The organism is Enterococcus sp. 3H8_DIV0648 (assembly GCF_002140655.1).
Taxonomy (GTDB): Bacteria; Bacillota; Bacilli; order Lactobacillales; family Enterococcaceae; genus Enterococcus_A; species Enterococcus_A hulanensis.
Genome location: NZ_NGLG01000002.1, coordinates 43288 through 50353, shown reverse-complemented (window position 1 = coordinate 50353; position 7066 = coordinate 43288). Strand labels below are relative to the sequence as shown.

General features: G+C 35.9%; 11 protein-coding genes. All 11 read right to left on the bottom strand.

The genetic code is table 11. The features are described 5' to 3' along the window. Positions 1-310, bottom strand: a 310-nt coding sequence (locus A5875_RS23790) for a hypothetical protein (RefSeq protein WP_176244732.1), incomplete at its 3' end; no start/stop codon positions are given. After that, a complete protein-coding gene (locus A5875_RS16720) occupies positions 294-965 on the bottom strand; it encodes a hypothetical protein (RefSeq protein WP_088934757.1) in 672 nt (223 codons plus the stop codon). The genes A5875_RS16720 and A5875_RS23790, both read right to left, overlap by 17 nt. 110 nt (positions 966-1075) lie before the next feature. Beyond that, positions 1076-1993 carry a DUF4352 domain-containing protein gene (locus A5875_RS16715; protein ID WP_088934756.1) on the bottom strand — a complete coding sequence of 306 codons (918 nt, stop codon included), beginning with the start codon at positions 1991-1993 and terminating at the stop codon, positions 1076-1078. A gap of 173 nt (positions 1994-2166) precedes the next feature. Next, positions 2167-3438, bottom strand: a complete 1272-nt coding sequence (locus A5875_RS16710) for a T7SS effector LXG polymorphic toxin (RefSeq protein WP_088934755.1) — start codon at positions 3436-3438, stop codon at positions 2167-2169. Next, the gene (locus tag A5875_RS16705) at positions 3428-4087 is read right to left on the bottom strand and encodes a DUF4176 domain-containing protein (RefSeq protein WP_176244731.1); all 660 of its coding nucleotides are present in this window, start codon (positions 4085-4087) and stop codon (positions 3428-3430) included. Before A5875_RS16705 ends, A5875_RS16710 begins: the two co-directional genes overlap by 11 nt. A 32-nt stretch (positions 4088-4119) precedes the next feature. Beyond that, positions 4120-4404 carry a hypothetical protein gene (locus A5875_RS16700; protein ID WP_088934753.1) on the bottom strand — a complete coding sequence of 95 codons (285 nt, stop codon included), beginning with the start codon at positions 4402-4404 and terminating at the stop codon, positions 4120-4122. A 13-nt stretch (positions 4405-4417) separates the two neighbouring features. Beyond that, entirely contained in the window at positions 4418-4861 is a 444-nt protein-coding gene (locus tag A5875_RS16695; RefSeq protein WP_088934752.1) for a YwqH-like family protein, read from the bottom strand. Next, complete coding sequence (locus A5875_RS16690; protein WP_088934751.1) at positions 4854-5531, bottom strand: DUF805 domain-containing protein; 678 nt, start codon at positions 5529-5531, stop codon at positions 4854-4856. The genes A5875_RS16695 and A5875_RS16690 overlap by 8 nt, the downstream gene beginning before the upstream one ends. Before the next feature lie 80 nt (positions 5532-5611). Next, entirely contained in the window at positions 5612-6094 is a 483-nt protein-coding gene (locus tag A5875_RS16685) for a hypothetical protein (protein WP_217809352.1), read from the bottom strand. A gap of 18 nt (positions 6095-6112) precedes the next feature. Beyond that, positions 6113-6682, bottom strand: coding sequence for a hypothetical protein (locus A5875_RS16680; RefSeq protein WP_088934749.1), 570 nt, complete (start codon positions 6680-6682; stop codon positions 6113-6115). Between the two features lie 20 nt (positions 6683-6702). Then, the coding region (locus A5875_RS16675) for a hypothetical protein (protein WP_176244730.1) at positions 6703-7066 on the bottom strand (364 nt) is incomplete at its 5' end.

Sequence of the window (7066 nt, the reverse complement as noted above, 5' to 3'; positions counted from 1 at the left end):
CTTCGTATGGATTGGATTTTTCTACTTTTATATTGGAATATTTTTCTTTATTCCATCCGGGTATAATGGATAGACCATCTTTGAGCAGCTCTGTTTTACTATTCTTTTTCTTTACAGGTTTTTCTTGTGTATCTTGACTCAAATAAAGATAGGTATCACGAACATGATCCTTGTAAGAAGAACTACCTATAATAATTGGTATCAAGATCAATAGAAAAATTAACCAATAAATTTGTCGTCGTGTAATCTCATAGTAAACTGGCTTTCTTTTATCCAACTTGAATCCCATCCTTTTAATAATCATCTTCATACTTTCCGCCTCTAAAAGTTTTTGAAATAATCTGATTACCCTGGGCTTCGTATTCGATCTCAATGTAAACATAAAAGCGGTCTAAATCTGAATAATTACTAGTTTCACTCCACATTGCATAATATGTCGGAATTCCCTCTTCATCATCGTTCTTGCTAATATGATGAGGGGTACCTACTTTTTTTACTAAATCATCGTATTTGTCGCCATTTGTATAGGACTCAATATGATACTCTTTTGTATAATTAGTAGTCGCCGTGGTAATTTCGTTGTAGATCTTTCGACTCCACCTTGGGACTTTGTTTAGAAACTTGGGATCAGAAGGAGCCTCCTCTTCATCCACTACATAGATTTCTGCAAAATCATCTAAATACTCAACTTGCTTCTTTTGATTATCCTCATCCTTCTCAAAGAAGGACTGCCTTAATTCAGTAAGATTTCGTGAAAAAAATTGTCGATCAAAATAAAAAATTAAAGCGGTGCCTATCAAGATACAGGCTAAAAGCAAACGTATGAAACGAGCAAATTTTTGTCTGGATAGAAAAATAACTGTCTGACTATTCCTCAAAATGATCTCGTTTCGCAAGCAAAGTAATGCGGCCTTCTTCCCAAGTAATTTCTTGTTTCGTGCTTTCTTCTGCTTATTTCTCTTCATATTCTTCTCCAGTAAAGATAATCTTCAACAGTTAGTATTTTTCACATAGATTACCTTTTAAAACATTTGAACCGTAATTTTAGTTATAAAAAAATCCATTCAAAATCAGCTTAATAAGAATATTGGTTTAAGCCGCCTCTGAAGGCCTTTGCCAAATAGTCGAAATCATCGTTTCTATCTTTTTCTTCGGATAGTACTTTCCACTTTCCAGCCACATTTTCCAAATCCAACTCAAAGCCTTCCTCTCTCATATCCTTATCAGTTGTAATTGGTTTTTCCGAAATCTTTTTATTCAGCTCCTGTAAAAAATACTTTTCTCCTTCACGATTTGCCTCTTTATAATCCTCATACTTGTCGCCATTTTCTGTAATGTACTGATTCTCGATTGCCATTTTATTCAAATCACTGATCATGACAGTTGCAGGTTTAATATAGACAGTTGCGCAAACAGTATTCAGCTCTGTTAGGACGACACTGAATTTTCCCTTTGCTCGATTGATTTCCTGCAATTTTGAAATTGTCTCTCTTAACTCTTTTTTTGTAGGTTCGTACTCTCTGAAATTCTTTTTTAGAACATTCATACTTTCTTTTTTGAACGCTTCTTTTTCCTTCTTTAGATCATTCATCAGTTTTGATTCTTCTATTTCGTTCGAACCCAGAAATACCGCCTGAACATACTGTTCTACTTGCTCTGTGATAGTTGTTGTATCGTCACTGAATTCCTTCAGATCTATCTTCATATTTATACTTTCATTCTCATCATAAAAAATGCTGGGAAGGTAATGGAGTTCGTACTTTTTTTCTGTATTTACTGGAAAAACAATCGGTGCGGCTAGATAATTCTTATTTTTGAGTGTTTCAAACCCTAGCGACTCAAAAATCTCGTCTGTCCCAATGACAAATTCGGCAGAAACTTTCTCTCCATTTTCATCGTGCAAAGTAAAATCTGATGAACTAATATCTATTTCTTCTCCAGTTATATTTTGGATTTTGACGAATAAACAAAGATACCTGTCTCTTATACACATCTAGATGTGTATAAGAGACAGACATACTGTTCTACTTGCTCTGTGATAGTTGTTGTATCGTCACTGAATTCCTTCAGATCTATCTTCATATTTATACAGATGTGTATAAGAGACAGTACATACATAAAGCTTAACCGGATAACCATTTCCTCTTGATGTATTCATAAAACTCCTTATTTTTTCTTATTAGTTTTAAATATTTTCTTTCTATTATCATAGATAGAATCAAAGATACCGTTCACAAAATATCCACCAACAGCTGTTCCTACTATGACCCATCCTCCTGTAACTCCAAGAGTGACGAAAACTGCCCCTACTATAACTCCATTAACTATGTGTCCGTAAGTCTTGTAAGATGCATCTGACAAGTTTTCACCCTTAGTAACCTGAGAGCCAAAATCTAATACTGGGCCTCCAATCGGAACAACTTTACTCGCCGCCCCAGTAGCTTTTGCTCCTGCATAAAATGCTGATGAGACATTTGATCCTGAAAACTTTGTACCAACATTATAAATGTATGAAGAAGCTGGTGTACCAAATTCCTCAACTGTTCCAAATACAGTATCTATGAGAACATCTTTTTCAAAATCGAATACTTTTTGTGCATAATGATCAACATTCTTCTTATCCGTATCATCAAGTCTTTTACTCACCCCAGCAACCCAATTAATACCTTGACCAACCTGATTAATTTCAGTCTTATCCACGCCATAATACATGGATGTTTGGGCAAGCCCGTGATTATTTGCTTTTCGTACTTCCGCAGCCATTTCGGGTTGTTCAAATTCTTTCACTTTTTCGTGTTCTTTGTCGATCTGATTCTTGAACTTTTTATCTTGGTAGATGGTCAATGCTTCTGGCGAGAGATAACTCATCCCACTAGTACCAGAGAGTCTTCCTAGCTGAGCTTTCTGGCGAGAAACACTTTCTGAAAGAGATGCGCTGCTGCCTTTGAAGCTAGCCATCCAATTTTTTGTATTGGTCAAAACTTTCTTTGTTTTTTCCATTTGCTCCACAAAATCTCTGGAACTTACACTTTCAACTGCAACTAGATCCGATATCCCTGAATATATAGTTTCAAATTTTGTCTCGATTTCTGCAAACTCAGTCAATTTGGGTGAAAACTTTGATTCTAGTTGTGTCAGTACCTCAGAATCAATAATCGCACTGTCACTAGATTCTTTTACATTACTTTTGAAGCTTTTAATCACTTTATCAAACTCGGAGCTAAGATTATAGAGCACATCATAGTACCCATCTAATAATGGTACTTGGCAATTATCTACTTTTGCATTGATGGCACTTTTTACTTTTCCTGTGAGTTCGCCACTAGAAACAACTTTATTCATTGAATCTCTTGCGTTTTCAATTTCTTGTTGCAGCTTACTTCTTGATGAGAGGATCGACGCTTTCGCACGATTCACCTCTGACATATCAACCTTCATTCATTTCCACCTCCCAATTCATTGTCATCGCTGAATCAGTATATAGGTATGAGTAAACGTCTTTCATGAGAAGCTGCTTTCGTAGTACTTCTTCAACAAATGTTTTCTCTGTATCATTCACCATTCCTAATGATACGACACGCTTTATCATTACATTATTTAGATAGATAAGCTCCACATCATCAAGCAGTCCAAATGGCCAAATCGTTGCGATGTAGTCAATGTATTCATCTTCTTCTTTTGTAAGGACCCTCCGTCCATGAATTGAAACTAAGAAACCTTCTTCTGAACTGCCATACATTTCTTGGATATATGGTGGTAAAAGAGTTTCATCCAATTCAGCAACTGTCCCAATCGGATAAACATCAGTAAACAATAAATCGATTAAGCCAATATATTTTTGAAATTGACTAAAAGTAAGTTTGACAGATTCTTGCGCTCTACTGAAACTGACCTGATGCTCGTTCTGATCGAAGCTTATATCCAGCGCCGCCCCAATCATTGGTTTGTACCCGAAGTTATTCTCTTTTTTTAGATAAGCCTTATATAGATTTTTTAAGAGGATAGGCTGCTTACCTAAAGTTGTTCCTAACAAGACCAGAAAATCGAGGTTGTTTACCTCAGGTTCTTCCAGATATTGTTGGGTCAATGTTTGCTTCCACAAATCGATCATACCTGCGATTACCCCTTTCCTTGAATATTCATCGTTTTCGATCCAGCTTTATCGTCCGCTTTTTTGTTCTCACCAGCTTTGATCATCTTTTGACCATCTTCTTGTGTAAAGCTCTTAAAGCTGCTTAATGAGCTATTGATTTGTGGAATAATTTTTTCAAACTGTTTGAATGGTTCTAAATCCGTTTTGGCTAATTGAATGTTTTCAATTTTCCCAATACTACTGACAGCTTTCGTAGCACCATTGACTGTACTACTCCAACTCTCACCAACACCTACATTTCCTTTTCCCACTTTATCACCTCATTTAACTTTCTAATTGAGCTGCAGCTGCATCTAGTGCACCAATTCGAACGTCTAAAGCTCCAATGGACATACTTACTCGTTGCAGATCTTCTTTCAGATTTTGTATTTTTTTATCGATTTTGCTTGCATTATCTGTGTGTCCTTTTTCGTAAGCTGTTAATGTTTTTTCGACATCGCCAATCTTTTTATCATACTTATCCTTGCGATCTCCTTGAAAAGACCCCGAACCTGCATCTTTTAAAGAAGACAAACCTTTGGAAAATCCAGATACACTTGTTATGGCTGCCGTAATCTCTTGTTTAGCTTTCTCTAGCTTTTCAATTTTAGCTTCTAATTCCGCTTTTTTTCCTTGAATAACCGTTCGCTGCTCTTCTAAGTCCCTTGCCTGTCTTCTTTTTTGTGCGGCCTGCATTTTTCTTCTTTGCTTATTTTCTTCCTCACTCATAAAAATCCTCCTCAGATTGTTTTTCTGTTGTAAAAAACGGACCTGACTCTTCTAAAATTCTTTCTCGAAAGAAGAATTTCATTAGTTTATTACTGCTTTGAGTCTCTAATTTATCAGTAGGCAAAATAGTGAAGACGAACATCTGGATAGAAATGATAAATATTAACCCTGAACAAACCAGGCCAAAATGTGAATAGGTCATCGTTTCGTAAGCATAGATATTCGCAGAGTAGAAAAAGCCCATAAGAAATGACAGCCCAAACATCATAAGATAGTTCGTAAGAATTCCGCGACCAGTCATTCCAGCATCGCGTAATCTTCTGCATTCCAATGATAAATTTGGTAAAAACAACGCAAGAACTCCTATCCCATAGATCAAGAAGAACGGTGTATAACGAAAAATCGTACTTAAAAAATTGTACCCAATCGCTTGATAATCCTCGTAAGAATAATTATCGTACTGATAGTATTGTGTTGCGTCCATCGCTGCATACATCAATAGACTTATTGTCATCGATAGAAAAGCAATACTTATGATTATCTCTACTAGTCTGACCCACCAATAGCCCGCTCTGGTTGTCCGACCTTTAAACTCCACATACCCAGCAAAAAAATCCTTGATTGCTTGAAAAAATGTAACTTCCCTTGGCACTTGATTGATACTTTTCATTTGATGTTTCTCCTTATTTAGTTAAATCTTATTAATGGATACTCTCCAAAATAGTGATCCCCTTCTCCTTAATTTTAGCGTTACAAATCATAGCTACAGCTTTTATAGATAACCTGCTTAGTTTTTTGATCGAACACTATCTCGACATATCCTTTTTGTTTTGCTTCTATCGGAGCCTGCCAAGTAACGACAACTTGTGTTCCCGTTTTTATCGTATCATCTGTGAAAATCGATGATGGTCTTGGCATATCCTTTAATACATCATCATAAAGAGTTCCCTCTGTAAGAATTTCATCATTTCCAATGAACTCGACAATAGCGATATTTATTCCATCATATTTTTCCTTGCTCCAACCAGGTATGTTAGAAATCGAATTGATTGTTTTCTCCACATTGACCACTTTTGGTTTTTCAGTTACCTCTTCTTCCTTATCAAAGAATTGATAATACGCTTGATAGAGATAATTTCGATAAGGTCGAATCCCAATCATTATTACCACAGTAATCAACAAGAATATAAGCCAACGTAACTGCCTTCTTGTGAATCGATAAACTTCTTCCATATGACATTTAAAACCTTTCTATATGGTTTCCCAACTAAAATTCTTGTCTATTATTTGTCTGGATTCTTTTTCGTAGACCACCGTGATTACTATCACCAACCTCTTAGCAATAAGTTTTCTCCAAGTAACTCTAACGGTTTTGAAATCTCCTTCCTCGTCCTCGCTTTCATATGAAGGTTCAGAGACCTTTTGAATCAACTCGTCGAAATTGTCTCCTCCTTCATATGAAGTGACTTTCCTCTGATAGTCTTCTAACATCTTAGAATGCTCTGTCGCAACTTCTAACCCTTCAATCAACTCTTGATTCCAACCTGATATTTTTGAAATATGACCAATCATTGTTTCATAGTTTCGCGGCTGAATTACTCGCTTGGGAGCTTCCTTTTTCTCTTCAATGACAAAGTAAGGAGCAATTTTTCCACCTACATTCGAGACAATATCCGCGTGAAATAAGCTGATGTATACACCAGCTAGACATAATATGCCTGTTATGGTGTAAAGAATTCTTTGTGCTTTTTCTTTATTAACTACAAATAGAACCTCTTCATTCTCAGCATTAATAATGTTAGGCTTTTCAAATTTTTTCATTACTGCCCTTCTCCATTTCTCTAATCAACGGAAATCTCTTTCTCAACTACTCGATTGGTTTCCTTATCGTAAGTAATACGTACACAGATTCCATGACCATCATCGAAAGGCGAATTCCATGTAGCATGAAGAACTTCTCGGTAGAATTCATTACTAGGTTGCAGCTGCATCGGATGACCAACTTCCTCAATAACTTTTGAAAAATTTGTTCCTTTTCTTATTGGCTCTACTTCGTATGGATTGGATTTTTCTACTTTTATATTGGAATATTTTTCTTTATTCCATCCGGGTATAATGGATAGACCATCTTTGAGCAGCTCTGTTTTACTATTCTTTTTCTTTACAGGTTTTTCTTGTGTATCTTGACTCAAATAAAGATAGGTC

What these genes read in the sequence shown, in the direction of transcription:
- A5875_RS16720 (WP_088934757.1), bottom strand. Translation starts at nt 965, where the DNA reads ATGAAGAGAAATAAGCAGAAGAAAGCACGAAACAAGAAATTACTTGGG.
- A5875_RS16715 (WP_088934756.1), bottom strand. Translation starts at nt 1,993, where the DNA reads ATGTGTATAAGAGACAGGTATCTTTGTTTATTCGTCAAAATCCAAAAT.
- A5875_RS16710 (WP_088934755.1), bottom strand. Translation starts at nt 3,438, where the DNA reads ATGAAGGTTGATATGTCAGAGGTGAATCGTGCGAAAGCGTCGATCCTC.
- A5875_RS16695 (WP_088934752.1), bottom strand. Translation starts at nt 4,861, where the DNA reads ATGAGTGAGGAAGAAAATAAGCAAAGAAGAAAAATGCAGGCCGCACAA.
- A5875_RS16690 (WP_088934751.1), bottom strand. Translation starts at nt 5,531, where the DNA reads ATGAAAAGTATCAATCAAGTGCCAAGGGAAGTTACATTTTTTCAAGCA.
- A5875_RS16685 (WP_217809352.1), bottom strand. Translation starts at nt 6,094, where the DNA reads ATGGAAGAAGTTTATCGATTCACAAGAAGGCAGTTACGTTGGCTTATA.
- A5875_RS16680 (WP_088934749.1), bottom strand. Translation starts at nt 6,682, where the DNA reads ATGAAAAAATTTGAAAAGCCTAACATTATTAATGCTGAGAATGAAGAG.